Origin of the sequence: Streptomyces odontotermitis (assembly GCF_050510915.1) — a bacterium.
Classification (GTDB): domain Bacteria; phylum Actinomycetota; class Actinomycetes; order Streptomycetales; family Streptomycetaceae; genus Streptomyces.
The window spans coordinates 629,615-653,369 of record NZ_JBNJLS010000001.1 but is presented as its reverse complement, the minus strand read 5'-3'; the positions used below and the strand labels follow the sequence as shown (position 1 = coordinate 653,369).

The 23,755-nt window shown below is 72.3% G+C and carries 21 protein-coding genes; 10 read left to right on the top strand and 11 right to left on the bottom strand.

Annotated elements, in window-relative coordinates; all coding sequences use genetic code 11:
• Nucleotides 1–18: 18 nt before the first annotated feature.
• Nucleotides 19–876: a type I methionyl aminopeptidase gene (map, locus tag ACQB60_RS03020; protein WP_496924211.1), complete on the bottom strand. Its 858-nt coding sequence runs from the start codon at nt 874–876 to the stop codon at nt 19–21.
• Between the two features lie 80 nt (nt 877–956).
• Between map and ACQB60_RS03015 the strand changes: the two genes are divergently transcribed.
• Nucleotides 957–1,193 (top strand): hypothetical protein, encoded by a 237-nt coding sequence (locus tag ACQB60_RS03015; RefSeq protein ID WP_496924210.1) that lies wholly within the window; start codon nt 957–959, stop codon nt 1,191–1,193.
• A gap of 352 nt (nt 1,194–1,545) precedes the next feature.
• On the opposite strand, the gene ACQB60_RS03010 is transcribed toward ACQB60_RS03015, so the two are convergent.
• Both ACQB60_RS03010 and ACQB60_RS03005 read right to left on the bottom strand, forming a co-directional pair.
• Nucleotides 1,546–2,826, bottom strand: a complete 1,281-nt coding sequence (locus tag ACQB60_RS03010; protein ID WP_496924761.1) for an MFS transporter — start codon at nt 2,824–2,826, stop codon at nt 1,546–1,548.
• 88 nt (nt 2,827–2,914) lie between these two features.
• Nucleotides 2,915–3,532, bottom strand: coding sequence for a hypothetical protein (locus tag ACQB60_RS03005; RefSeq protein WP_496924209.1), 618 nt, complete (start codon nt 3,530–3,532; stop codon nt 2,915–2,917).
• 79 nt (nt 3,533–3,611) lie between these two features.
• Between ACQB60_RS03005 and ACQB60_RS03000 the strand changes: the two genes are divergently transcribed.
• Genes ACQB60_RS03000 through ACQB60_RS02990 form a run of 3 tightly spaced genes read left to right on the top strand, consistent with a single transcriptional unit; the run spans nt 3,612 to nt 5,660 of the window.
• Entirely contained in the window at nt 3,612–4,706 is a 1,095-nt protein-coding gene (locus ACQB60_RS03000; protein ID WP_496924208.1) for a sialidase family protein, read from the top strand.
• Nucleotides 4,707–4,715: 9 nt separating this feature from the next.
• On the top strand, nt 4,716–5,420 hold the full coding sequence (npdG, locus tag ACQB60_RS02995) for an NADPH-dependent F420 reductase (RefSeq protein ID WP_496924207.1): 705 nt from the start codon (nt 4,716–4,718) through the stop codon (nt 5,418–5,420).
• Between the two features lie 12 nt (nt 5,421–5,432).
• The gene (locus ACQB60_RS02990) at nt 5,433–5,660 is read left to right on the top strand and encodes a hypothetical protein (protein ID WP_496924206.1); all 228 of its coding nucleotides are present in this window, start codon (nt 5,433–5,435) and stop codon (nt 5,658–5,660) included.
• Here the strand turns inward: ACQB60_RS02990 and ACQB60_RS02985 are convergent.
• Complete coding sequence (locus tag ACQB60_RS02985; RefSeq protein WP_496924205.1) at nt 5,650–6,453, bottom strand: site-2 protease family protein; 804 nt, start codon at nt 6,451–6,453, stop codon at nt 5,650–5,652. The genes ACQB60_RS02990 and ACQB60_RS02985 overlap by 11 nt on opposite strands.
• Before the next feature lie 104 nt (nt 6,454–6,557).
• Here ACQB60_RS02985 and ACQB60_RS02980 point away from each other — a divergent pair, with 104 nt between their 5' ends.
• Nucleotides 6,558–7,214: a DUF6578 domain-containing protein gene (locus tag ACQB60_RS02980; RefSeq protein WP_496924204.1), complete on the top strand. Its 657-nt coding sequence runs from the start codon at nt 6,558–6,560 to the stop codon at nt 7,212–7,214.
• Nucleotides 7,215–7,258: 44 nt separating this feature from the next.
• On the top strand, nt 7,259–10,603 hold the full coding sequence (locus ACQB60_RS02975; protein WP_496924203.1) for an AfsR/SARP family transcriptional regulator: 3,345 nt from the start codon (nt 7,259–7,261) through the stop codon (nt 10,601–10,603).
• 68 nt (nt 10,604–10,671) lie between these two features.
• On the opposite strand, the gene ACQB60_RS02970 is transcribed toward ACQB60_RS02975, so the two are convergent.
• The 3 genes from ACQB60_RS02970 to panB form a co-directional block, all read right to left on the bottom strand.
• Nucleotides 10,672–11,523 carry an ABC transporter permease gene (locus ACQB60_RS02970; protein WP_496924202.1) on the bottom strand — a complete coding sequence of 284 codons (852 nt, stop codon included), beginning with the start codon at nt 11,521–11,523 and terminating at the stop codon, nt 10,672–10,674.
• Entirely contained in the window at nt 11,520–12,539 is a 1,020-nt protein-coding gene (locus tag ACQB60_RS02965) for an ATP-binding cassette domain-containing protein (RefSeq protein ID WP_496924201.1), read from the bottom strand. The genes ACQB60_RS02970 and ACQB60_RS02965 overlap by 4 nt, the downstream gene beginning before the upstream one ends.
• A gap of 132 nt (nt 12,540–12,671) precedes the next feature.
• Nucleotides 12,672–13,556 (bottom strand): 3-methyl-2-oxobutanoate hydroxymethyltransferase, encoded by an 885-nt coding sequence (panB, locus tag ACQB60_RS02960; RefSeq protein ID WP_496924200.1) that lies wholly within the window; start codon nt 13,554–13,556, stop codon nt 12,672–12,674.
• Between the two features lie 169 nt (nt 13,557–13,725).
• On the opposite strand from panB, the gene ACQB60_RS02955 reads away from it, so the two are divergent.
• The 4 genes from ACQB60_RS02955 (at nt 13,726) to ACQB60_RS02940 (ending at nt 18,567) form a co-directional block, all read left to right on the top strand.
• Complete coding sequence (locus tag ACQB60_RS02955; RefSeq protein WP_496924199.1) at nt 13,726–15,321, top strand: MFS transporter; 1,596 nt, start codon at nt 13,726–13,728, stop codon at nt 15,319–15,321.
• A 98-nt stretch (nt 15,322–15,419) separates the two neighbouring features.
• Entirely contained in the window at nt 15,420–16,034 is a 615-nt protein-coding gene (locus tag ACQB60_RS02950) for a TetR/AcrR family transcriptional regulator (protein WP_496924198.1), read from the top strand.
• A 213-nt stretch (nt 16,035–16,247) separates the two neighbouring features.
• Nucleotides 16,248–17,282 carry an endonuclease/exonuclease/phosphatase family protein gene (locus tag ACQB60_RS02945; protein WP_496924197.1) on the top strand — a complete coding sequence of 345 codons (1,035 nt, stop codon included), beginning with the start codon at nt 16,248–16,250 and terminating at the stop codon, nt 17,280–17,282.
• A 55-nt stretch (nt 17,283–17,337) separates the two neighbouring features.
• Nucleotides 17,338–18,567 carry an MFS transporter gene (locus tag ACQB60_RS02940; RefSeq protein ID WP_496924196.1) on the top strand — a complete coding sequence of 410 codons (1,230 nt, stop codon included), beginning with the start codon at nt 17,338–17,340 and terminating at the stop codon, nt 18,565–18,567.
• A gap of 88 nt (nt 18,568–18,655) precedes the next feature.
• Here ACQB60_RS02940 and ACQB60_RS02935 read toward each other — a convergent pair whose 3' ends face one another.
• The 4 genes from ACQB60_RS02935 to ACQB60_RS02920 all read right to left on the bottom strand — a co-directional run bounded on the left by ACQB60_RS02935 (nt 18,656) and on the right by ACQB60_RS02920 (nt 23,747).
• Nucleotides 18,656–20,407 carry an NAD+ synthase gene (locus ACQB60_RS02935; RefSeq protein WP_496924195.1) on the bottom strand — a complete coding sequence of 584 codons (1,752 nt, stop codon included), beginning with the start codon at nt 20,405–20,407 and terminating at the stop codon, nt 18,656–18,658.
• 57 nt (nt 20,408–20,464) lie between these two features.
• A complete protein-coding gene (locus ACQB60_RS02930; RefSeq protein WP_496924194.1) occupies nt 20,465–21,235 on the bottom strand; it encodes a DUF4190 domain-containing protein in 771 nt (256 codons plus the stop codon).
• 163 nt (nt 21,236–21,398) lie between these two features.
• Nucleotides 21,399–23,105 carry a multicopper oxidase family protein gene (locus ACQB60_RS02925; RefSeq protein ID WP_496924193.1) on the bottom strand — a complete coding sequence of 569 codons (1,707 nt, stop codon included), beginning with the start codon at nt 23,103–23,105 and terminating at the stop codon, nt 21,399–21,401.
• A gap of 93 nt (nt 23,106–23,198) precedes the next feature.
• Nucleotides 23,199–23,747: a hypothetical protein gene (locus ACQB60_RS02920; protein WP_496924192.1), complete on the bottom strand. Its 549-nt coding sequence runs from the start codon at nt 23,745–23,747 to the stop codon at nt 23,199–23,201.
• Between the last annotated feature and the right edge of the window lie 8 nt (nt 23,748–23,755).

Sequence of the window (23,755 nt, the reverse complement as noted above, 5' to 3'; positions counted from 1 at the left end):
ACGCTACCCGCGGTCGGTTCAGGGAAGCGTGAGGATCTCCGCTCCGCTGTCGGTCACCACCAGTGTGTGCTCGAACTGCGCGGTCCGCTTCCGGTCCTTGGTGACCACGGTCCAGCCGTCCTCCCACATGTCGTACTCGTACGTGCCCAGGGTCAGCATCGGCTCGATGGTGAAGGTCATGCCGGGCTGGATCACGGTGGTGGCGTGCGGGCTGTCGTAGTGCGGCACGATCAGGCCGGAGTGGAAGGACGAGTTGATGCCGTGGCCCGTGAAGTCACGGACGACGCCGTACCCGAACCGCTTCGCGTACGACTCGATGACGCGCCCGATGATGTTGATCTGACGGCCCGGCTTGACCGCCTTGATCGCGCGGTGCGTGGCCTCCCGGGTCCGCTCGACCAGGAGCTTCGACTCCTCGTCGACGTCCCCGACCAGGTACGTGGCGTTGTTGTCGCCGTGCACGCCGCCGATGTACGCGGTCACGTCGAGGTTGATGATGTCGCCGTCGTTGAGGACGGTGGAGTCCGGGATGCCGTGACAGATGACCTCGTTGACGGAGCTGCACAGCGACTTGGGGAAGCCGCGGTAGCCGAGCGTCGAGGGGTAGGCGCCGTGGTCGCACATGTACTCATGGGCGACCCGGTCCAGCTCGTCGGTGGTGACGCCGGGTGCGATGTGCTTGGCGGCCTCCGCCATCGCCTGCGCGGCGATCCGCCCGGCGGTCCGCATCAGCTCGATGGTCTCGGGGGTCTGCACCTCGGGCCCGGTGTAAGGGGTGGGTGCCGGTTTGCCCACGTACTCCGGGCGCCTGATGTTGCCGGGGACGGGGCGGGTGGGGGAGATCTCCCCTGGTACGAGCAGTGACTGGCCAGACATGCCAGCGAGTCTAACCAGCGGGCTTGGGGCAGCATGGCTCAGAGAGCGGGACAGTGAACGGGACGGAGAGGAGCTCGACGATGGCCCTGTTCAAGAAGCGGACGCCGGTCGGTAAGCCGGGTGAGTGGTTCTACTGCCTGGAGCACAAGAAGGTCGAGGAGGGCCCGGAGTGCCCGGCCAAGGACCGCTTCGGGCCGTACGCGACCCGCGAGGAGGCGGAACACGCGATGCAGACGGCCCAGGACCGCAACCTCGAATGGGACACGGACCCGCGCTGGCACGACCGCAAGGGCGAGGCGGAGGACGGGGACACCTGACCCCGAGGCCCGACCTCGACCGGCCCCGGGCCGCAGGAAGCTCTCTTCCCCGGCCCACCCGCCCACGACCTCGGCCGGGGTCCGTGGATGCAGGGCTCTGTCCCTCCCGGCCCGCCGTCCGCGACCTCGGCCGGGGTCCGTGGCCGCAGGGAGCTCTCTTTCCCGGCCCACCCGCCCGCGACCTCGGTCGCCCTCGCGTCGCAGAGAACGGGTGGGTGGGTGGGAGACCCGCCGCGGAGCGGCGAAGCAGTCACGCCGCGGAGCGGCGGAGTTCCGTCGCGGAGCGACGTGGTTGCCGTCGCGGAGCGGCGTGGTGGTTGCCGTCGCGGAGCGACGGGGCAGGGCAACGCACTCAGAGGGCAACCTTCTCCCCGGCAGCCCGCCGCCGGCGCACCGCGTCCGAGTCCGTCGAAGCGTCGTAAGACATCAGCTTCGGCAGCGTCGCCGTGAGCACGCCCACCGCGGCCACGCACGCGAGCCCGCCCGACCAGATGGCGGACCGGGTCCCCGTCCAGCCCGCCGCGGCGCCCGCGCGGACCTGGCCGAGCTGGGGGCCGACGCTGTACGAGAGGACCTCTATCCCGGCGAGCCGCCCGCGCAGCTCGTCGGGGATGGTCTGGTTCCAGATGGTGGAGCGGCCGAGCCCGCTGAGCATGTCGCCCGCTCCCGCGAGCGCCAGACAGCACAGCACCACCCACACGTTCCCGAACCACCCCGCCGCCGTGATCGCGAGGCCCCACCCGGCGGCACCGAAGACGACGAGCAGCCCGTGCCGCCGCACCCGTGAGGTCCAGCCGCTGGTGAGGCTGAGCAGGAGCGAACCCACCGCGCCCGCCGCGTACATGAGGCCCAGCGACCACTCCGCGTCCAGGTCGTCCGCGAGGAACGGGAAGATCGTGTTGGGGAAGGCGAAGAACATCGCCGCCATGTCGATGGCGTACGTGCCGAGCAGCACCGGGCGCGACCAGGCGTAGCGGGCACCCTCCGCGAGCCCCCGCAGCGACGGCTTCTCCGCGTCGTGCGCGGCGGGCGCGGGGGAGAGCCGGGTGCACAGGGCGACCGAGGCGGTGAAGCCGGCGACGGTGATCGCGTACGCCGTGGCGTGGCCCGCGTAGGCCACCACGACACCGGCGAGCGAGGGCCCCGCGATCGCTCCGACGTTCCAGCGCAGCGAGTTGAGCGCGGCCGCCGCGGTGAGCTGGTCGTGCGGCACGATGCGGGCCATCAGGGAGTCGAGGGCCGGGCGCTGCAGGCCGGACAGGGCCGAGACCCCGGCCGCGACCACGTACAGGGGCCAGAGCAGCGGCTGCGGAAGCAGCGCGTTCACCAGCAGGATCACGGCCAGCACGCCGAGTGCCGCCTCGCTCAGGAGGATCACCTTGCGGCGGTCGACGGCGTCGGCGAGCGCGCCCCCGTACAGGCCGAAGACGATCAGCGGGACCAGCTCCACGGCCCCCATCGCGCCGACCGCGAGCGGCGAGTCCGTGAGGTCCTTGATCTGCAGCGGCAGCGCGATCATCGCCATGAAGCTGCCGAAGTACGTGACCAGTCCCTGCACCCACAGGAGCCGGAAGTCGCGGGTGGAGCGCCACGGCGAGAGGTCGGGCAGGACCGCGGCGAGCCGCCGCCGCAGCGGGAGCCGGGGGCGGAGTGGAGAGGGATGGTCGTCGTCGTTCACGAACAGTCATGCTCAGCCGCAGGTCGTGCCCGCGGCAACCGAATTACCAGCGCGCGGGCGGCGGCGCCGTCAACTGGTCGGCCAGGCGCGAGAGTCGGTCCCGGAAGCGGCGCCGGCCCCGCGGCGCGGGCAGCGAGTTCTCGCCCGCCGCCGCGCTCACCAGGTGCTGCACCGTGTCCAGGTCGAGGTCGGGCGTCTCGGGCACCGTGAGGGCCTCGTGCGCCATCGCGCGCAGGTCGTGGTCGCCGCCGGCCGCGTCGCCGCCGTCCAGGGTGAGCACCGTGGCGCCCGCCGTGCGCGCGTCGTGCACCCGCTCGAGGAGCGGGGCGCCCGGCGCGTCCGGGGCCACCACCAGGAGGGTCTCGCCGCGCCGGGCCGCCTCGATCCTGCCGAGCCCCACCGAGAGGTGCGCGGGGCCGCCGGGGCGCGCCTCGTGCCGTACGAGGGTGGGGGTCAGTTCGGGGGTGCCGGACCAGGCCGCCTCGTCCACCAGGTGCGCGGCCAGGTGCCAGGGCTCGTACGCCGGGGTGCCGACGAGGAGCAGACCGCCGCCGTGCGGCACGACGGACGAGCGCAGCGTGCCCGCGAAGCGGCGCGTCGCGGCGAGACAGTCGGTCCCGGCGAGCACTTCGCGGAGGAGTGCGACCCGTACGGCGTCCATGGAGTCGCATCCTGCCCCAACTGTGCAGTGGTCAGGCCGAGTTCACTTCGAATTCGCCCGGAGAGGGGAGGTGAGAGAGATGGCATATGAGACGTCAGTTCCCTTCCGGGCGGGCCGCGAGGGGTACGCGAGCTTCCGCATCCCCGCCGTCGTCGCCACGAACACCGGCTCCCTCCTTGCCTTCTGCGAGGGCCGGGTCGGCTCCTCCAGCGACGCGGGCAACATCGACATCGTCCTGAAGCGGTCCACCGACGGCGGCCGCACCTGGGGCCCGCTCCAAATCGTCGGCGCGAACGGCGCCGACCTCGCGGGCAACCCCGCCCCCGTCGTCCTCGACACCGGGCGCATCCTCCTCGTCCAGGTCAGGAACGCCGCCGCCGCGACGGAGGACGCCATCCGGCGCGGCCAGGTCTCCGCCGCCGACGGCCGCCGCGTCTGGCTCCAGCACAGCGACGACGACGGGCTCACCTGGTCGGCACCCCGGGAGATCACCGGCCAGGTGAAGCGGCCGAGTTGGCGCTGGTACGCGACCACGCCGGGCCACGCGCTCCAAGTGACCGGCGGCCGCGTCGTCGTGCCCGCCAACCACTCGCTGCCGCCGACAGGTTCCGACAACGGCACCGAGGGCAAGTACAACGGCGGCCACGGCCTGCTCAGCGACGACCGGGGCGAGACCTGGCGCATCGGCTACGTCGACGACAACGTCAACGGCTACATCAACGTGAACGAGACCACCGGCGCCGAACTCCCCGACGGGCGGCTCTACTTCAACACCCGCAACGACTCCCCGGCCCCCGGCAACCGCGCCGACGCCCACTCCCTCGACGGCGGCGAGAGTCTGGTGAAGCCCTTCCGGCCGCAGGCGGGCCTGGTCACCCCCGTCGTCGAGGGCTGCGTCCTGCAGCTGCGCGACCCGGACGTGCTGCTCTTCTCCGGACCGGCCGACCCCGGCGGCCTGCGCGCCCTGCTCACCGTCCGCCGCAGCCACGACGGCGGCACCACCTGGGAGCCCGCACACACCGTCGACGGGCTGCCCGCCGCCTACTCGGACCTGGTGCGCGCCGACGCGGGCACCGTGGGACTGCTCTACGAGACGGGGGACTTCAGCGCGTACGAGACGATCACGTTCCGGCGGATACCGGTGGGGGAGCTGACCCGGCGTACGCCTGAGTAAGGTCACGGTATGACCTCTACTGACAGTGTGCAGAAGGCCCCGGCCAAGGACCCCTGGGAGCTGCCCGATGTGTCCGGGCTCGTCGTCGGCGTGCTCGGCGGCACCGGCGACCAGGGGCGCGGGCTCGCCTACCGCCTGGCCCGCGCGGGCCAGAAGGTGATCATCGGCTCCCGCGCGGCCGAGCGGGCCGAGGCCGCCGCCGCCGAGCTCGGCCTCGGCGTCGAGGGCGCGGACAACGCGGAGTGCTCGCGGCGCAGCGACATCGTGATCGTCGCCGTGCCGTGGGAGGGGCACGGCAAGACGCTGGAGTCCCTGCGCGAGGAGCTGAGCGGCAAGCTCGTCGTCGACTGCGTGAACCCGCTCGGCTTCGACAAGAAGGGCGCCTACGCCCTCAAGCCCGAGGAGGGCAGCGCCGCCGAGCAGGCCGCCGCCCTGCTGCCCGACTCCCGGGTGACGGCCGCCTTCCACCACTTGTCCGCGGTCCTCCTCCAGGACGCCGAGGTCGAGGAGATCGACACGGACGTGATGGTCCTCGGCGAGAGCCGCGCCGACACGGACGTGGTGCAGGCCCTGGCCGCCCGCATCCCCGGCATGCGCGGCGTCTTCGCCGGGCGGCTGCGCAACGCCCACCAGGTGGAGTCGCTCGTCGCCAACCTGATCTCGGTGAACCGCCGCTACAAGGCGCACGCCGGGCTGCGCGTGACCGACGTCTAGGACGTTCGGGGCATGGGGGACACTGGTTCCGTACGCCGTACCGGAACGCCTCGACAGGAGCCTCCCCCCATGCCCCGCCTCGCGATCTATGCCCTGGTCGTCTGCGTCCTCTCCGTGGTCGCGGCCGTCGTCTCCTTCTGGCGGGGCGGCCTGATCGGCATTGTGTGGGTGCTGCTCGCGGGGCTCTCCTCCAACATGTGCTGGTACTACCTGCGCCGCGCGACGCTCGCTAAGAGCTGAGCGCCGGGGGCACTTCCTGCGTGCCCTCCCAGAAGCGGTAGAGCTTCTGGCCCCAGTACGTGTCCCAGTCGCTGACGCCGAGCGAGCGCAGCACGGCGTCGATCGCGTCGAAGAACCAGCCGTTGACCTCCGGGATCCACAGGATGCCGAAGACCGCGAGCAGCCCGAAGGGCGCGAACGGCTCCACCTGGCGGCGGATGTTGTACGAGAGCCAGGGCTCGATCACCCCGTAGCCGTCCAGGCCCGGGATCGGCAGGAAGTTGAGGATCGCGGCCGTCACCTGGAGCAGCGCGAGGAACGCGAGCGCGTACCGGAACGTGTCCGGCACGCCGTCCAGCGCGTGCAGCCAGAACGGGGCGGTGCAGACGACCGCGAACAGCACGTTCGTCAGCGGGCCCGCCGCCGAGATCAGGCTGTGCTTCCAGCGTCCGCGGATCCGCCCCCGCTCGATGAAGACGGCGCCGCCGGGCAGACCGATGCCGCCCATGATCACGAAGAGCACGGGCAGCACGATGCTGAGCAGCGCGTGCGTGTACTTGAGCGGGTTGAGGGTCAGATAGCCCTTCGCGCCGATGGAGATGTCGCCGCTGTGCAGGGCGGTGCGTGCGTGTGCGTACTCGTGCAGACAGAGCGAGACGATCCAGGCGGCCGTCACGAACAGGAAGACGGCGAAGCCCGGCTGGGACGCGTACCCCGTCCAGGCGGCCCAGCCGGAGACCGCCGTGACGGCGGCGATCCCGAGAAAGACGGGGCTGATCCGCCGGTCGCTCTTGCGGGTGGGGGCGGTGGTCATGGGGCTCCTGGTCCTGCCGGGTCGTGGGGCGTGCTCGACGACCGTACTGGGCGTGCTGGGAAAACGTCTCGCAATCGCCGTTGAGTTCCGGGGAGGCTAGGGGCATGGCGCTCTGGCACGTGAGGTACGACGACTGGCAGATGGAGTGCTGCGGCACGCCGTTCTCGGTGGGGGACGAGGTGGCGTGGCCGCTGCTTCTTGCGGAGCGGGGGCAGCTGTCCGATCCGGTCGGCTGGGAGGGCGAGTTGAGCGTGGTGGAGGGGCTGGTGGAGAAGGTCGAGGACTTCGACGACGAGGCGGATCTCGATGAGGAGTCGGACGACGAAGAGGAAGACGACGAGGACGACGAGGACGACGAGGACGAGGGCGACGGCGATGACGACGACGAAGGGGGCGACCGTGGCTGGGTCGCCGTCGTCCGTGACCGGGGGCTGACCGTCTGCTGGGGCGCCGACGACCCGCTGCCCGAGCGCGTCCGCCTCACCGGACTGCTCTCCGTGGAGCGGCACGGTGCGCAGTGGCCGCGTACGGTCGGGCGGGTCCGGGCCATCCACGTGGTCAGCGAGGGCTTCGCGGAGACGCACCCGGGCTCCCGTACGTACGAGGTGGTCCCCGGCGAGCGTCGGCTGCGTTCCGTCGACACCTGCCCCAAGTGGTTCAAGAGCCACGAGGACCAAGGGCAGGTGCGGGACGGGCGCGGCTACCGGCACGACGAGACGGGGGTCCTCGTCGAACTGGAAGTGACCCCTCCGGGCCGCTGAGCCCGAGCCCTCATCCGACCGAGCCCACCAGGGACAATGGCACCGTGCGATATCGCGTTCTCGGCACCACTCAGGCACTCCGCCCCGACGGCAGCTCCGTCCCGGTCGGCGGGGCGCGGCTGCGTGCCCTGCTGACGGTGCTCGCGCTGCGCGCCGGGCGCCCCGTACCGGCGGCCGTGCTCGTCGACGAGGTGTGGGGCGACGAGCCGCCCGCCGACGCGACGGGCGCGCTGCAGGCGCTGGTCGGGCGGCTGCGCCGGGCCGTCGGCGCGGACGCCGTCGCCTCCGCAGAGGGCGGCGGCTACCGGCTGTGCGCGGACCGGGACGACGTGGACGTCTTCCGCTTCGAGCGGCTCACCGGGGAGGGCGGCCGCGCCCTCGCCGACGGCGACCCGGCCAAGGCCGCCGACGCCCTCGACGCCGCCCTGGCGCTGTGGGCCGGGCCTGCCCTCGCCGATCTGCCGGACCGGTCGGCGGACGCGGCCCGGTGGGCGGGCCTGCGCCTGGACGCGCGCAGACTGCGGCTCACGGCGGCGCTCGCCCTGGGCGACGCCGAGCAGGCCCTGCCCGAGCTCACCGCGCTCTGCGACACCCACCCCCTCGACGAGCCGCTCCAGGCGCTGCGGCTGCGGGCCCTGCGCGACGCGGGCCGCCCCGCCGAGGCCCTGGCCGCGTACGAGGAGGTGCGCCGCCTCCTCGCGGACCGCCTCGGCACCGACCCGGGGCCCGAACTCCGCGCCCTCCAGCATGAGTTGCTCAACCCGGCCTCGGCTCCGACTCCGCCCCCGGCTCCGGCGGCCCCGGCCCCTGCGCCCCCGCCTCCGGTCGCCCCCGCCCCCCGCCGGGGCAACCTCCGCGCCCGCCTCACCTCCTTCGTCGGCCGCGAGTCCGACATCGACGTCATCCGCGGTGACCTCGGGCGGGCCCGGCTCGTCACGCTGCTCGGGCCCGGCGGCGCCGGCAAGACCCGGCTCTCGCAGGAGGCCGCCGAGACCCTCGGGGACGCCGCGCCGGACGGGGTGTGGCTGGCCGAGCTGGCGCCCGTCGACCCGGCGGCCGACCCGGACGCGGTGCCCGAGGCCGTGCTCACCGCGCTCGGCGCCCGGGAGTCCCTGCTGCGGGGCGCGGGCGCCGACGAGCTGCGCGCCGTCGCCGAGCGCGGCGGCGACGACCCGCTCGTCCGGCTCACCGAGTACTGCGTCCCGCGCCGCATGGTGCTGATCCTCGACAACTGCGAGCACGTCGTGGACACCGCGGCCCGGCTCGCCGAGCGGCTCCTGGAGCGGTGTCCGGGGCTCACGATCCTCGCCACCAGCCGTGAACCCCTCGGCGTGCCGGGGGAGTTGCTCCGTCCCGTGGAACCGCTGCCGACGCCGGTCGCGCTGCGCCTGTTCGCCGAGCGCGGCGCGGCGGCGCGCCCCGGCTTCTCGGTCACCGCCGACCCGGAGGCGGCCGCCGAGATCTGCCGCCGCCTGGACGGCCTGCCGCTCGCCATCGAGCTGGCCGCGGCCCGTCTGCGGATGCTCACGCCCCGCCAGATCGCCGACCGCCTCGACAACCGCTTCCGCCTCCTGACCAGCGGAGCCCGCACCGTCCTGCCCCGCCAGCAGACCCTCAGGGCGGTCGTCGACTGGTCCTGGGACCTCCTCGACGAGGCCGAGCGCGCCGTGCTGCGCCGCCTCTCGGTCTTCTCCGGCGGCTGCGACCTGGCCGCCGCCGAGGCGGTGTGCGGCGGGGCGTACGGGGGGAAGGCGCCCGACGTCCTGGACGTGGCCGACGTGCTCGGCTCCCTCGTCGACAAGTCCCTTGTCGTCGCGGCCCCTTCGGCCTCGGCGGACGGGGAGATGCGCTACCGGCTCCTGGAGACCGTCGGCGAGTACGCGGCCGGGCGGCTCGGCGACGCCGCCGAGCGGCCCCTCGCCGAGCGCGCCCACCTCGCGTACTTCAACGAGCTGGCCCGCACCACCGACCCCGAGCTGCGCGGCCGCGGCCAGCTCGCCGCCATCGAGCGGCTCCAGACCGAGTACGAGAACCTGCGCACCGCCCTGCGGCACGCCGTCGCCGCCGGGGTCGAGCAGGAGGGGCTCTGCCTGGTCCTGTCCCTCGCCTGGTTCTGGCAGGTCCGCGATCTGCGCACCGAGTCCCGGCACTGGTCGAACCTGGTCAAGGACCTCGGCCCGGACCCCTTCGCGGACCCCCTCGTCCCCGCCGCCCCGCTGCACGAGCGGTGCACGGACCGCCCGCTGCCCTGGACCGGCGAGCTCCTCCAGGAGGCCCGCCGCGGGGTGCACCTCATCCAACTCGCCTCCATGGACATGGAGTTGGACATCTGGGAGACCGCGGAGGGGGAGGCGAAGCTGCGCCGCATCCGCAACGCCTACCGGCCCGGCATGCCGCAGACCTGCTGGGCCCCGGGCAACCTCTGGTTCTACGCGGTGATGCTGACCGGCGGCACCACGGACGTGCGCGGCATCATCGACGCGACGGTGGCGGCCTGCCGCGAGCACGGCTACACCTGGGAGCTCGCCCTGTCCCTGCAGATGCGGGCGAACATCCTCGCCAACCGCAGCGACTGGGCGGGCGACGCGCTCGGCGACGCCGAGGAGGCGCTGGCCATCGTGCGGGAGCTCGGCGACGCCTTCGGCGAGGCCGAGACGCTCGCCGTGCGCGGCGAGGCCCGTGAGCGGAGAGGTGAATACGCCCTGGCGGCACGGGACTTCGAGGAGGCCATCGCGCGCGCGGAGGTGCTCGGGGCGCAGTCGCAGATCGCGCTGCTGAGGTCCCGGCGCGCGGAAGTGCTCATCGAGGCCGGTGAGGGCGAGCGGGGCGAGGCGATCCTGCGGGACGTCCTCGGCGACGAGCACCGTCCCGCCAACGAGGCGTGGCCCGCGGCCCGGATGTACCTCGCCAAGCGGCTGGGCCTCACCGGGCGCACCGCCGAGGCGCGCGAGCAACTCGACCTGCTGTCCGAAGAGTTCAAGGTGATGCGCTTCCCGCTCTTCGAGAGCTTCATCCTGAGCGCCCACGCCTGCCTGGACCTCACCGAGGGACAGTACGCGCAGGGGCTCGTCAAGGCCCGCCGGACCCTGGAGCTGGCAGCCGACCCGGTGTCGATCGTGATCGCGCCGCACATGCGCGCCATGACGCTGCTCATCGCGGCCTGGGCGCTCTCCGCTCTCGACGGCGGTGGCCGCGCCGAGGACGCGGCACGGCTCGTCGGGGCCGCCCACCGCCACGCCCCGCCCGGCCATGTCCCGAACTCGATGGAGCGGCAGATCCACGACGAGGCCGAGCGCCTCGCCCGCGCCGCGCTCGGCGAAGCGCGCTATGCCTCGGCATACGCCGAGGGCGGCGACCTCTCTCTCGAAGAGGCCACCGCCCTCGTCTGACGTCCGGCGCGAACCGACGGGACCCACACCCCCCGTGGCCGCACGCGAGCCGTGCGTCCCAGTGAACGTCAGCTCTTGGTGCGGAACTTGTGGATCGCGACCGGGGCCATGACGACCGTCAGGCCGACCGTCCACGCCAGCGTCACCCACAGGCCGTGCGCGATGGGGTAGTTGCCGCCCAGCATCAGGCCGCGGGCCGCGTCCGCGAGCCCGGACATCGGGTTGTACTTCGTGAAGCTCTCCAGCCAGCCCGGCATCGACTGCGGCGGCGCGAAGATCGACGAGCCGAACTGCAGCGGCATCATCACCAGGAAGCCCATCGCCTGCACGGACTGGGCGTTCTTCATGGTCACACCGAGGACCAGGAAGATCCACATGATGGCCGAGCCGAACAGCACCGACAGGCCGACCGCGCCGAGCAGACCGGCCCAGTGGCCGTTGATGTCGAAGCCGACGAGCATCGCGACGATCATCAGGATCGTGGTGGCGATGAGCATGCGCAGGAGCTCGACCGAGATCTTGGCGACCAGGACGGAGGCGCGCCCGATGGGCAGGGACCGGAAGCGGTCCATGATGCCCTTGTGGAAGTCCTCGTTGAAGCCGGTGCCGACGCCCTGGGCGATGTTCATGCTCATCATTGCGAGCATGCCCGGTATCACGTACTGGACGTAGGCGTCCTGGCCGCCGCCGAGCGCCTGGCCGATGGAGCCGCCGAAGACGTACACGAACAGCAGGGTGAAGACGACCGGCATCAGGACGGCGTCGAACATCGACTCCGGGTCGTTCTTGATCCACAGCAGGTTGCGGCGGACCAGGGCGCCGGTGTGGCGGAGGTTGCCGCGCAGCCCGATGCGGCCGTCGGCCTCGCCCTTGCGCAGGGCGGGGGCGTCGACTGGGGCTTCCAGGGTGGTGGTGCTCATACGGCGACCTCCTCGAGAACGGGCGCCGCGTCCTGCGGAGCGCTAGCCTTCTGGCCGGTGATGGAGAGGAACACCTCGTCCAGGCTGGGCAGTTCGGTGCTGACGTCGGCGAGGCCGTAGCCGCGGGCGGCGAGGGCGCCGATGATCGCGGTGAGCTGCTCGTCGCTCTGCACGGGGACGAGGACGGTGCCCGCTCCGGCGTCGACCGTGGTGGTGGCGAGGCCGGTCAGGCCCGACTCGTCCAGGTCCTGGGCGAGGGAGCGCAGCTGCAGCGGGTCCGAGGGGCGGATGCGCAGGGTGCGGCCGCCGACCTTGGCCTTGAGCTCGTCGATCCCGCCGTTGGCGATGATGCGGCCGCGGTCGATGACCGTGAGCTCGGAGGCCAGCTGCTCGGCCTCCTCCATGTACTGGGTGGTGAGCAGCACGGTGACGCCCTCGCCGACCATGCGCTTGACCTCGTCCCACACCTCGTTGCGGGTGCGGGGGTCGAGGCCCGTGGTGGGCTCGTCCAGGTAGAGGACGGCGGGCTGGCCGATCATGGACGCCGCGAGGTCGAGGCGGCGGCGCATGCCGCCGGAGTACGTCCCCGCCGGGCGCTTGGCGGCCTCGGTGAGCGAGAACCGCTCGAGCAGCTCGCCCGCGCGGCGCTTGGAGTCGGCGCGCGACAGGTCGAGCAGGCGGCCGATCATGTACAGGTTCTCGAAGCCGGAGATCTTCTCGTCGACCGAGGCGTACTGGCCGGTGAGACCTATCTGGCGGCGCAGCTGGCGGGGCTGGCGGACCACGTCGTAGCCGGCCACGAAGGCGCTGCCCGCGTCGGGCTGGATGAGGGTGGACAGGACCCGCACGAGCGTCGTCTTGCCCGCGCCGTTGGGGCCGAGCACGCCGAGGACGGTGCCCTCGCGGACGTCGAGGTCCACGCCGTCCAGGGCCTTCGTCTCCCCGTAGTGCTTGACCAGCCCGCGTACTTCCACGGCGTGCTCGCCGCTGCTGGTGTTGGTGTCGATTCGCGTCATGGCCCCTATGAGAGCAGCCGCCACCGACAATCCACCGACAAGCGACCGACAGCCCGCCGACAGGGGGAGATCGGCGGGCTGTCGTGGTGCCGCAGTGGCTCCTGGGGGGCCGGCCGAAGGGCCGGACAGGCCCTAGTGGACGGCGTGCTCGGCCGCCGGGAAGGTCCCGCCGACCACGTCCTCCGCGAACGCCCGCGCCGCGTCGCCCATGACGCCGCGCAGATCCGCGTACTGCTTCACGAAGCGCGGCATCTTGCCGGGGGTGAGGCCCATCATGTCCGTCCACACCAGGACCTGCGCGTCGCACTCGACGCCCGCGCCGATGCCGACGGTGGGGATGTGCAGGATGCGCGTGACCTCGGCGGCCAGCTCTTCCGGTACGAGTTCCAGGACCACCGCGAACGCGCCCGCGTCCTGCACCGCCTTGGCGTCCCGGAGCAGCTGCTGGGCGGCCTCCTCGCCGCGGCCCTGCACCCGGTAGCCCATGGTGTTGACCGACTGCGGGGTCAGACCGATGTGGCCCATGACGGGGATCCCGGCGTCCACGATCAGCTTGATCTGCTCGTGGGAGCGCTCGCCGCCCTCCAGCTTGACCGCGCCGACCCCGGCCTCCTTGACCAGGCGGGTCGCCGAGCGCAGCGCCTGCACGGGGCCCTCCTGGTACGAACCGAAGGTGAGGTCGCCGACGATCAGGGCGCGCCTGGTGCCCCGTACGACGGCGGCGGCGAGCAGCGTCATCTCGTCGAGCGTGACGGGCACGGTGGTGTCGTAGCCGAGGTGGCAGTTGCCCATCGAGTCGCCGACGAGCATCACGGGGATGCCGGACTCGTCGAAGACGGAGGCGGTCATCGCGTCGTACGCGGTGAGCATGGGCCACTTCTCGCCGCGCTCCTTGGCGGCGGTGAGGTCGCGGACGGTGATGCGGCGGTTGCTCTTGCCTCCGTACAGCGCCTTGCTGCTGTCGGGTGTCGGCGCAGAGCTCTGGCCCGGCTTCTGGGCAGCCGAAAGCTGCGTCATCGCAACGGCTCCTTCTGTCGTCTCGAGGCGCCCTGACGGCGTCCCCGGATCACGTCCATCGTCGCACCGCGGGGCAGGGGGAGGCTAGAGGGGCCCGCGCACAGTCGTTCGGTAAAGTCTCTTCCAATACGAGACGGTCTCGTATCGAAATGGCCTTAGGCTGAGACGCATGACAACTCCCGCCCTGCCCACGCCTCCTCGCATACCGGAGGCGGTGCACCGCCGCCGCTGGGCGATCCTCGGCGTCCTGATGCTGAGCCTGCTCATCGTGGTGCTCGACAACTCGATCCTGAACGTCGCCATCAAGACCATCTCGACCCCCGCACCCACCGGACTCGGCGCCACCCAGGGCGAGTTGGAATGGGCCATCAACTCCTACACGCTGGTCTTCGCGGGCCTGCTCTTCACCGCGGGGCTCCTCGGTGACCGGCTCGGCCGCAAGAAGGTCCTCATCGGCGGCCTCGTCGTCTTCGGCATCGGCTCCGCGCTCGCCGCCGAGTCCGGCTCGCCGGTCCAGCTCATCGCGTTCCGCGCTGTGATGGGCCTCGGCGCCGCCTTCGTGATGCCCGCCACGCTCGCCGTGCTCATGAACGTCTTCGAGCGCGAGGAGCAGCCCAAGGCCATCGGCATCTGGGCGGGCGGCGTCGGCCTCGCCATCGCCATCGGCCCCATCACCGGCGGCCTGCTGCTCGACCACTTCTGGTGGGGCTCGGTCTTCCTGGTCAACGTGCCGATCGTGATCATCGCCGTCGTGCTGATGATCGCGCTCGTGCCCGACTCCAGGGACCCGAAGCCGGGCCGGATCGACCTCGTCGGCGTCGTCCTGTCCGTCGTCGGCCTCGTCCTGCTCGTGTACGGGATCATCAAGGGCGGCGACGAGGGCGACTTCACCAGCGCCCAGGTGCTCGCCACCATCGCCGCGGGACTGGCCGTCCTCGTCGCGTTCGTCGTCTACGAGAAGCGCAGCGACCACCCGTCCATCGACATCAACTACTTCAAGAACAAGGTCTTCTCGGCCGCGATCGGCGCCATCGCGCTCGTCTTCTTCGCGCTGATGGGCGTGACCTTCTTCTCCGTCTTCTACACCCAGAGCGTGCGCGGGTACTCGCCGCTGGAGACCGGCGCCCTGATGCTGCCGCTCGCCGCCGCCCAGTTGATCTTCGCGCCGCGCGCCCGGCTCGTCGTCGACCGGATCGGCGTCCGCGCGACCACCACGGGCGGGCTCGTGCTGCTCGCGGGCATGCTCGCCGCGTTCACCGCCCTCGACGCGGACACCCCCATCTGGATCCTGGAAGTCATCTTCTTCCTGATGGGCACCGGCATGGCGCACGTCATGACGCCCACCAGCGTCGTGATCATGCAGGCCCTGCCGCGCGAGAAGGCCGGTTCGGCGTCCGCGCTCAGCAACACCTTCCGCCAGGTCGGCGGCGCACTCGGCATCGCCGTGCTCGGCTCGGTGCTCTCCACCGCGTACCGCAGCGGCATCGAGGACAAGCTCGGGCTGCTCCCGCCCGGGCTGCGCGACACCGCGGGAGCGTCCATCGAGGCCACGCTCGGCGTCGCCGAGAAGCTCGGCCCCAAGGGCCAGGCACTGATCGGCCCGGCCAACGACTCGTTCCTGCACGCCATGCACGTCACCGCCCTGTGGGGCGCGGGCGTCGCCCTGATCAGCGCCGTCGTGACGGCCCTGTTCCTGCCGGGCAAGGCCCCCGCGGCACCCACCGAGCAGACGGGTGCGCCGGAGAAGGTGGGCGCGGGCCAGTGAGGCGCACCGGCCCCCACCGCCGAGGGCGGCGGGGGCCGGGTTCGTGACCAGGGACAATCGACGGTGTGGCGGGGGCAGGCGAGGAAGCGGGAGTTGACGTGACGGACACGGTGCGGACGGGCGCCCGGGGCAGACCCCGCAGCGAGGCGGTCGAGCGGGCCATCCTCGAGGGCGTGATGAAGCTCCTGGAGGACGGGGTGCCCCTCACCGACCTGTCCATCGAGCGGATCGCCCGCACCGCCGGCGTCGGCAAGGCCACCATCTACCGGCGCTGGCCCGGCAAGGAGGCCCTCTTCGTCGACGTCCTGCGCGGCTTCGAGGACCCCGACCCCCAGCTGCCCGGCACCTCCATGCGCGACGACGTGGTCAGCCTCCTGGAGTGGCAGCGCCGACGCGGCCTCAGCCTGCGCTCGTCGGCGCTGCTGCACAACGTCTTCGCGCAGATGAAGAGCCTGCCCAAGCTGTGGGACGCCTACCACACCACGGTCATCGGCCCGCGCCGCCGCCTCATGCACGAGGTGCTGCGCCGCGGCGCCGCGAACGGGGAGCTGCGGGCCGACGTCGACGTCGAGATGGCGGCGGACCTCTTCACCGGGCCGATGCTCCTTCGCACGGTCATGCGGCACGACGCGCCCCTCGACGAAGGGCTCGCCGAGCGCATGGTGGACTGCGTCCTCGACGGGCTCGGACCGAAACCGGCCGCCCGGCCCTGACCCGGGCCCCCACCAGGGAGTTCCGCCCAGACGTTTGTGCGCGTTTCGTCACAGAGAACGCTTGCGCCACCGCCGGCCGGAACCCCGGCCGCCGCCTCGTTCGTCCTCGTGCCCGTACGGCCGTCACGGACGGCGCAGTTCGACGCCGGATCATCGCCTAGGGTTTCCAGGGCGGAGAGATGGCGGGCACGGCAGGCAAGCGAGGCGACAGCAGTGATGGCGCAGGCGTATGTGACGGAGACGGGCAACGGCGGCTCGGGGCCCGAAGGCCCGCAGTCCTGGCGCCGTCGGCTCCGGCGCCTGCTGGACACCCTGCGCAACGACCCCGGCGTCTGGCGGCGCGGCATCGCCACCGCCGCCGTCGCGGTCCTGCTCGCCCTGGTGATGCTGTTCCACGCGCAGATCCCGAACGACATCGGCAACCTCGGCAGCCTCACCGAGACCTTCCTGCCCTGGCTCGGCGTCTTCATCCCGGTGCTCCTAGTCATCGGCGTGGTCCGCAGGTCCGCGACCGCCCTGATCGCGCTGCTGCTCCCGGTGATCGTCTGGCTCAACGCCTTCGGCGGCCTGCTCACCGACAAGCAGGGCACCGGCGGCGACCTCACCGTCGCCACCCACAACGTGAACGCGGACAACCCCGACCCGACCGGCACCGCCCGCGACGTCGCCAAGTCCGGCGCCGACGTGGTGGCCCTGGAGGAGCTCACGGCCTCGGCCGTCCCCACGTACGAGAAGGCGCTCAAGGACACGTACAAGTACCACTCCGTGCAGGGCACCGTCGGCCTGTGGAGCAAGTACCCGCTGACCGGCACGAAGCCCGTCGACATCAAGCTCGGCTGGGTCCGCGCCATGCGCTCCACGGTCGAGACGCCCAAGGGCGAGGTCGCCGTCTTCGTGGCGCACCTGCCCTCGGTGCGGGTCAAGCTCGACGCGGGCTTCACCGCCACCCAGCGCGACAACAGCGCCGACGCGCTCGGCAAGGCCATCTCGCACGACACGACCGGCAAGGCCATCCTGCTCGGCGACCTGAACGGCACGATGAACGACCGTGCGCTGAACGCGGTCACCTCGCAGATGCGCTCCACCCAGGGCGCGGCGGGCAGCGGCTTCGGCTTCAGCTGGCCCGCGTCGTTCCCGATGGCCCGCATCGACCAGATCATGGTCAAGGGCGTCGAGCCGGTCTCGTCCTGGACCCTGCCCGAGACGGGCAGCGACCACCTGCCGATCGCGGCGCGCGTCGAACTCTGAGCCGTACCCTTGAGGGCTCCGCCCCTCCTGCCCCACCCGTGGAAAGCCCTCCCTCATGCCCCTGGCCCTGCTCGCCCTCGCCGTGGGCGCTTTCGGTATCGGCACCACCGAGTTCGTGATGATGGGCCTGCTGCCCAACGTCGCGGACGACCTGCACATATCCCTGCCCACCGCCGGACACCTGGTCTCCGCGTACGCCCTCGGCGTGGTCATCGGCGCCCCGCTGCTCGCCGCCGTCACCGCGAAGCTGCCGCGGCGGCGCGTGCTCATCGGCCTGATGGTGCTCTTCGTCGTCGGCAACGCGCTCTCGGCCGCCGCCCCCGACTACCACCTGCTGCTGGCGGCGCGCTTCCTCAGCGGACTGCCGCACGGCGCGTTCTTCGGCGTCGGCGCCGTCGTCGCCACCGGGCTCGTCGCGCCGGAGCGCAAGGCCCGCTCGGTCTCGCTGATGTTCCTCGGCCTGACCGTCGCCAACATCGTGGGCGTCCCGGTGGCCACCGCCATGGGGCAGCAGCTCGGCTGGCGCGCCACGTTCCTCGCGGTCAGCGCCATCGGCCTCGCCGCGATCGCCTCGCTCGCGCTGCTCGTCCCCGCCGACCACGGCCACGGCGACTCCGTCGGCCTGCGCGGGGAGCTGCGGGCCCTCGGCAGCGTGCCGGTGTGGCTGGCCCTCGGCACGACCGTCGCGGGATTCGGCGCGCTCTTCGCCGCCTACAGCTACATCACGCCCATGCTCACGGACGCGGCGGGCTACGCGGAGTCCACCGTCACGCTGCTCCTGGCGCTCTTCGGCGTCGGCGCGACCGCGGGCAACCTCCTCGGCGGCCGCCTCGCCGACCACTCCCTGCGCGGCACCCTCTTCGGCGGCCTCACCGCGCTCGCCGCCGTGCTCGCGCTCTTCCCGCTCCTCATGCGTACGGAGGCCACGGCCGCCCTCGCGGTGGTCCTGCTCGGCACGGCCGCGTTCACCACAGGATCCCCGCTCCAGCTCATGGTCATGGAGAAGGCGTCGGCGGCCCCCTCCCTCGCCTCCTCCGCGAACCAGGCGGCCTTCAACCTCGCCAACGCGGGCGGCGCCTGGATCGGCGGCCTCGCCCTCGCGGCGGGCTTCGGCGTGGTCTCCCCGGCGGTCGCGGGCGCGGGGCTCGCGGTGCTCGGCGTGGCCGTGGCGGGGGTGGCGTACGGGGTGGACCGGCGGCGGGGCGTGGACCTCGGCAAGGGGCGCCTGGTGGCGGCCTCCCCGGGGGCCGAGGGAGCCGACTCCTGCGAGTCGGCCCGCACCTGACCCCCGGGTCGGACCTCGGGGCGAACCTCGGGAGGAACCCCGCGGCGAACCCCGCGGCGAACCCCGCGGCGAACCTCGGGAGGAACCCTCAACTGCCCTCGCGCCACTGGTTGGTGATCGGAAGGCGCCGGTCCTTCCCGAACCCCTTCGGGGAGATCTTCGTGCCCGGCGGATACTGGCGCCGCTTGTACTCGGCGGCGTCCACCATCCGCAGGGTCTTGGTCACCAGGGCCCGGTCGTACCCGGCGGCGACGACCGCCTCCGCGCCCTGGTCCCGGTCCACGTACAGCTCCAGCATCCCGTCGAGCACGGGATAGTCCGGCAGCGAGTCCGTGTCGACCTGGTCGGGACGGAGCTCCGCGCTGGGCGGCTTGGTGATGGAGTTCTCCGGGATCGGCGGGGTGTGGCCCTGCTCTGCGGCGGACCGGTTGCGCCACTTCGCGAGCCGGAAGATCGAGCTCTTGTACACGTCCTTGATGGGCCCGTACGCGCCCACCGAGTCGCCGTACAGGGTCGAATACCCCACCGCCAGCTCGGACTTGTTGCCCGGCGCGAGCACGATGTGGCCCTCCTGGTTGGAGAGCGCCATCAGCATCGTGCCGCGAAGCCGCGACTGCAGGTTCTCCTCCGCGAGGCCGGTGAGCCCCAGCGCGCCCATGTAGGCGTCGAACATCGGGGCGATGGACACCGTGCGGAGGTTGAGGCCGGTGCGCCGTGCCAGCTCCTCCGCGTCGCTGATCGAGTGCTCCGACGAATAGCGGGACGGCATGGCGACCCCGTACACGTTCTGCGCGCCCAGGGCGTCGCAGGCGATGGCGGCGGTCAGCGCGGAGTCGATGCCGCCGGAGAGCCCGATGAGCACGGACCGGAAGCCGTTCTTGGCGACGTACGCCCGCAGCCCCACCACCAGCGCCGAGTAGACCTCTTCGTCGTCGTCGAGCCGCTCGGCGTACCCGCCGGTGAGCTCGGGTTCATAGGCGGCGAGGGGCTCCTCGGAGACGGTGACGTGCTCGATGCGCAGCCCGTCGTCCACGACCCCCGACGGCACGTCCCCCGCGGCGGGCAGCTCCAGGTCGAGCACCACACACCCCTCCGCGAACTGCGGTGCGCGCGCGATGACTTCACCGTCCTTGTCGACGACGATCGAGTCCCCGTCGAAGACCAGCTCGTCCTGCCCGCCGATCATGGCGAGATAGGCGGTGGTGCACCCGGCCTCCTGCGCCCGCTTCCGCACGAGTTCGAGCCGCTGGTCGTCCTTGTGCTGCTCGTACGGCGACGCGTTGATGGACAGCAGCAGCCCCGCCCCCGCCGACCGGGCCGCCGGCACGCGCCCCCCGTCCTGCCAGAGGTCCTCGCAGATGGCGAGCGCGACATCGACGCCGTGCACCCGGACGACGGGCAGGGTCTCGCCCGGCACGAAGTACCGGAACTCGTCGAAGACGCCGTAGTTCGGCAGGTGGTGCTTGGAGTACGTGAGGACGGCCTCCCCCCGGTGCAGCACGGCACCCGCGTTGCGCGGCGCCCCGGCGGGCTGCCCGTACTTGGGCTTGGCCTCGTCGCACCGGTCGAGATAGCCGACGACGACGGGCAGTTCCCCGAACCCCTCGTCCCGCAGCCGCACGGCGAGCGCGCGCAGCGCGTCCCGCGAGGCCCGCACGAAGGAGGACCGCAGCGCGAGGTCCTCCACGGGGTACCCGGTCAGCGCCATCTCGGGAAACGCCACGAGGTGCGCCCCCTGCTCGGCGGAGTGCCGGGTCCAGTGGACGATCGCCTCGGCGTTCCCGGAGAGGTCGCCGACGGTGGAGTCGATCTGGTTCAGTGCGAGACGTAGTTGAGGCACGCGGCCCAGTTTAATCGTCAGAGCGACGCGATGTCCTGTCGGACGGTGGGGCGGGGCCTACTTGACCGTGCCGGTCCAGCTGGCGTCCTCGTAGTCGAGGAAGCCGGGCTCGACGTCGGCCTCCAGGGAGGAGGCGGCATCGGCGGGGAGGGAGACGGCATACGTCGCGACGGCCTGCTTGCCCGGACGCAGCTTTCCGCTGAACTCCTTCGGCATCCCGTCGTCGTAGATCTGCTCGGCCTCGGCGCCGTTCGCGTCCTTGAAGTGGACGGTGGAGAGGCTCAGGTCGACCTTGTCCTTCGAGCGGTTCACGACGGTGATGCGCACCTGGACGGCCTTGTTGCCCTTCTTGTGGCCGACGGCGGAGTCGCCGGGGCTGTACGCGGCAGGCTTGGCGACGGTCACCTTCATGCCGTCGTCGTACGCGAAGGTGTCACCGAAGCCGAGCTCGTCGGAGCCCTTGGAGTCTCTGTCGGCCGACGACTCCTTCTTTCCGCCCGTCCCCTTGAGCGAGTTCACGGCGTCGTCGACGGCGGTGACGGTGATGACGAGGCCCACGACCGCGAGCACCGCGGCGACCGCGCCCAGCGAGGTGCCCCAGATCGCGGTCTTCTTGTTGGTGGCCTGCCCCTTGCGGGCCCGCCCGACGCCGATGAGTCCGAAGACGAGGGCCAGCACCGCGAGGATGCCCGCGAGCCAGAACAGCAGCGGGATCAGCCCGCTCAGCACACCGATGATGCCGAGCACGAGGGAGGCGGTGCCGAGGCCGTTGCGGGCCTGGTGCACGGGGAAGGGCGGTGGGGGCGAGAAAGTGCTGGGTGTGGACATGTTCGGACGGCCTTCCGGCAGAGTGGAGTGGGGGGATCCATCCACTCTGCCGGAATCTTTACCTCCTGCTTATCCCTCCAGGGTCCCTCCTCGGGGACCGATGGGCCTCAGCGCCGGGACCATCGGGCCCTCGGGCCCCGGGCCACCCGGTACGCGACGGGCGTCAGGCCCGGTACCCCAGAACCGTCATCATCCCCGACTCCGAGTGGTACACGTTGTGGCAGTGCACCATCCACAGGCCCGGGTTGTCCGCGTCGAAGTCGACCGTCAGGGTGCCGTTCGGCAGGACGATCGCGGTGTCCTTGCGGGGGCCGCCCGCGACGTTCGCCAGGGCGAAGGTGTGGCCGTGGAGGTGGACCGGGTGCCACATCGACGTGGAGTTGGCGAAGACCAGGCGGACGCGTTCGCCCGCGCGGACCGGGTGGCGCTGCGAGGGGGAGTAGGGCTTCTTGTCGAAGGCCCAGTCGTACTTGGCCATGCCGCCCGTCAGTTGGAGCTTGACCGTGCGGTCCGGTGTGCGGGACTTCAGGGCCACGGAGGCGTCCGCCGTGAGCTTGTCGGCGGTCAGGAGGCGGCCCTCCAGCTCCTTGGGGCGGGTCTTCGCCGACGGGGCCGCGCCGCCTCCCGTACGCAGGAGCGCGAGCGCCGACGCCTTCTTGCCCTCGGCGAGCGCGGTCAGCGGGAAGACCCCGTCGCCCGCGGTCACCAGGACGTCGTAGCGCTCGCCCATGCCGAGCAGCAGCGCGTCCGTCTTCGCGTGCCGGACCGGGTAGCCGTCCGTGTGCGTCACCGTCATCTCGTGGCCGCCGAGCGCGACCCGGAAGGCGGTGTCGCCGCCCGCGTTGATGAAGCGGATCCGGATGCGGTCGCCGGGGCGGGCCTTGAAGGACGAAGGGGCCCCGGGCGTACGGCCGTTGACGAGGTAGTGCGGGTACTCCACGTCGCCCGCGTCGCCGCCGAGCAGCTCGCTCTTGGCGCCCATCATCATGCGGGAGGGGCCGGAGGCCGAGGCCGACGGCTTCGGTGAACCGTCCGTCGCCATCGACATGTGGGACATGTCGTGGCCGCCACCGCCGTCGCCGCCACCGCCGTGGTCCATGCCGCCCATGCCGCCGGAGTCGCCGCCCATGTCGTGGCCGCCCATGCCCTTGCGGAGCTCCGCGAGGACCGCGTCCGGGGTCGAGCCCTGCACCCCGTCGACCCAGTCGTCCAGGACGACGACCCACTCCTTGTCGTACTTCAGGGGCTCCTTCGGGTCCTCCACGATCAGTGGCGCGTACAGGCCGCGGTCCTGCTGCACGCCCGAGTGCGGGTGGAACCAGTACGTGCCGGGGTGGGCCACCGTGAAGCGGTACGTGAAGTCCGCGCCGGGCTTGATGTCCTTCTGCGTGACGCCGGGCACGCCGTCCATGTCGTTGCGGAGCGCGATGCCGTGCCAGTGCAGGGACGTGGGCTGGGGCAGGTGGTTGGCGAGGGTGAGGGCGAGGGTGTCGCCCGCGGTCACCCGGACCTCCTTGCCGGGGAGCCGCCCGTCGTAGGCCCAGGTCCGGACCGCCGCGCCGTCGCCGAGCTCCACCTTGCCCGCCATGGCCATGAGCTTGACCTCGCGGACCGGGCCCTTGCCGCGCTTCTTCTCGGCCGCGGCGACCTCCTTGCCGGAGGGGGAGACATAGCCCTCGGGTGCGGCGTCGGTGCCGCCGTGGCCGCCGTGCCCGGACCCGCTGGAGCCGCCGGAGCCGTCGGAGCCGGAGCAGGCCGACAGAAGTCCCGTGCCGGCGACGGCGATCGAAGCGCCGAGCAGGGTGCGGCGCGAAGGGGCGCCGGGAGTGTGCGTGCGCGGAGCGGGGGTGCGCGGAGTGGGAGTGCGCATGTCTGAGTACACCTCGTCTCGATGGTGCGTGTGAAGGGACGCGTACGCCGCTCCGGCCCGGTTCTGGGCAGCACGGAGCAGCCGGTACGCGGCCTAGATGCGCAGCACCGACAGGCGGGCGAGGAGTATGCGGGGCGGCGGCGGACGCGGCCGCAGCGCGGCGGCGAGCAGGGCGCGCGGGCGCACGAGTCCGGCCCCGCCCCACGTCCGGGCCACGGCGGCCGCGAGCAGCAGGACGAGGGTGAGGCCGCCGAGGACGGCGAGACAGACGGAGAGCGGGTCCATGCCGCCGTGCCGGGCGGGGACGGGGTCCGCCGTGGTGCGGGACGCCGTTTCGAGGAGGGGCTTCGTTCCGAGGAGGGGCTTCGCTTCGGCGCGGGGCTTCGTTTCCGCGCCGCCCGTCGCGTGCGGCGGCCGCTCTTCGTGAGCGGTCATGCCCTGCCCGGCGGTCACGTCCTGCCCGGCGGCCATGCCCTGGGCGTGCGTCATGGCGGAGGCTTCGGACCCCCCGGAGCCGGAGCCGGAGCTGGAGCCGTGCCCCGTCGGATGCCCCAGCGTATGCATCGTCACGATCCCGAAGAGCAGCGCGGCGAGCAGCAGCAGCTGCCGCGCCCCCGCCCGCCTCTTCGTGGTCGTCGCCATGGACCGCA

Coding starts and splice junctions, on each gene's coding strand:
- ACQB60_RS02980 (WP_496924204.1), top strand. CDS start 6,558: ATGGCGCTCTGGCACGTGAGGTACGACGACTGGCAGATGGAGTGCTGC.
- ACQB60_RS02965 (WP_496924201.1), bottom strand. CDS start 12,539: ATGACGCGAATCGACACCAACACCAGCAGCGGCGAGCACGCCGTGGAA.
- ACQB60_RS02920 (WP_496924192.1), bottom strand. CDS start 23,747: ATGGCGACGACCACGAAGAGGCGGGCGGGGGCGCGGCAGCTGCTGCTG.
- panB (WP_496924200.1), bottom strand. CDS start 13,556: ATGACGCAGCTTTCGGCTGCCCAGAAGCCGGGCCAGAGCTCTGCGCCG.
- ACQB60_RS02970 (WP_496924202.1), bottom strand. CDS start 11,523: ATGAGCACCACCACCCTGGAAGCCCCAGTCGACGCCCCCGCCCTGCGC.
- npdG (WP_496924207.1), top strand. CDS start 4,716: ATGACCTCTACTGACAGTGTGCAGAAGGCCCCGGCCAAGGACCCCTGG.
- ACQB60_RS02940 (WP_496924196.1), top strand. CDS start 17,338: ATGCCCCTGGCCCTGCTCGCCCTCGCCGTGGGCGCTTTCGGTATCGGC.
- ACQB60_RS02925 (WP_496924193.1), bottom strand. CDS start 23,105: ATGCGCACTCCCACTCCGCGCACCCCCGCTCCGCGCACGCACACTCCC.
- ACQB60_RS02955 (WP_496924199.1), top strand. CDS start 13,726: ATGACAACTCCCGCCCTGCCCACGCCTCCTCGCATACCGGAGGCGGTG.
- map (WP_496924211.1), bottom strand. CDS start 876: ATGTCTGGCCAGTCACTGCTCGTACCAGGGGAGATCTCCCCCACCCGC.
- ACQB60_RS02990 (WP_496924206.1), top strand. CDS start 5,433: ATGGGGGACACTGGTTCCGTACGCCGTACCGGAACGCCTCGACAGGAG.
- ACQB60_RS03000 (WP_496924208.1), top strand. CDS start 3,612: ATGGCATATGAGACGTCAGTTCCCTTCCGGGCGGGCCGCGAGGGGTAC.
- ACQB60_RS02930 (WP_496924194.1), bottom strand. CDS start 21,235: ATGTCCACACCCAGCACTTTCTCGCCCCCACCGCCCTTCCCCGTGCAC.
- ACQB60_RS02985 (WP_496924205.1), bottom strand. CDS start 6,453: ATGACCACCGCCCCCACCCGCAAGAGCGACCGGCGGATCAGCCCCGTC.
- ACQB60_RS03015 (WP_496924210.1), top strand. CDS start 957: ATGGCCCTGTTCAAGAAGCGGACGCCGGTCGGTAAGCCGGGTGAGTGG.
- ACQB60_RS03005 (WP_496924209.1), bottom strand. CDS start 3,532: ATGGACGCCGTACGGGTCGCACTCCTCCGCGAAGTGCTCGCCGGGACC.